This is a genomic window from Bacillus sp. SIMBA_074, assembly GCF_046534555.1.
In the GTDB taxonomy this organism is placed as follows: Bacteria; Bacillota; Bacilli; order Bacillales; family Bacillaceae_G; genus Bacillus_A; species Bacillus_A mycoides.
The window spans coordinates 1-250 of sequence record NZ_JAWRYM010000948.1 but is presented as its reverse complement, the minus strand read 5'-3'; the positions used below and the strand labels follow the sequence as shown (position 1 = coordinate 250).

Genomic DNA, 250 nt, shown 5'->3' with positions numbered 1-250 from the left:
GGAGCACGGCTCGACCGGCGCGGTCGCGTCGGAGCTGCACGTTGGCGACGCCGACGAGACCGATGGCCCGTGCGATCGACGCCGCGGCGCTCTCGAGCTCGTCGTCGTGCACCGTTCGCCCGGCGATGGCGACGCCCGAGTCGACCCTGGCGCGGGTGCGCGGTACGGCAGCGACCACCGAACCAGCGGCGTCCGCGATCACATCGACCGAGTACTCCTCGCCGGGAAGGAAATCCTGGACGATGAGCCC

The 250-nt window shown here is 72.0% G+C and carries 1 protein-coding gene; it reads right to left on the bottom strand.

Translation table 11 applies throughout. The annotated features are described in order from the left end of the window. The coding region (locus SB773_RS33580; protein WP_410594786.1) for an ATP-grasp domain-containing protein at positions 1-250 on the bottom strand (250 nt) is incomplete at both ends.